At 61.2% G+C, this 469-nt stretch carries 1 rRNA gene; it reads right to left on the bottom strand.

The window, feature by feature from the left end:
• Positions 1-469: ribosomal RNA gene (locus tag AC27GT_RS09865) — 16S ribosomal RNA — on the bottom strand; the annotation flags it as partial.

The following is a 469-nucleotide window of genomic DNA, read 5'->3' as shown; positions in this document are numbered from 1 at the left end:
CCCTAGCATGTCAAGGCCTGGTAAGGTTCTTCGCGTTGCTTCGAATTAAACCACATGCTCCACCGCTTGTGCGGGCCCCCGTCAATTCCTTTGAGTTTCAGCCTTGCGGCCGTACTCCCCAGGCGGCGCGCTTAACGCGTTGGCTTCGGCCCCCAGGTAAACCCCAAAGACCTAGCGCGCATCGTTTAGGGCGTGGACTACCCGGGTATCTAATCCGGTTTGCTCCCCACGCTTTCGCGCCTCAGCGTCAGAAGTGGACCAGGTGGCTGCCTTCGCCATCGGCGTTCCTCCCGGTATCTGCGCATTTCACCGCTACTCCGGGAATTCCACCACCCTCTCCCACCCTCTAGCCTGAGCGTATCCCACGCTCCTCCACGGTTGAGCCGTGGCCTTTCACATGGGACGCCCCAGGCCGCCTACACGCCCTTTACGCCCAGTAAATCCGGGTAACGCTCGCGCCCTCCGTATT

The sequence above is a fragment of the Thermus sp. KWY1 genome (genome assembly GCF_057547025.1).
Note: the sequence above shows the minus strand (reverse complement) of the source record. Positions and strands in the feature narration are given on the sequence as shown.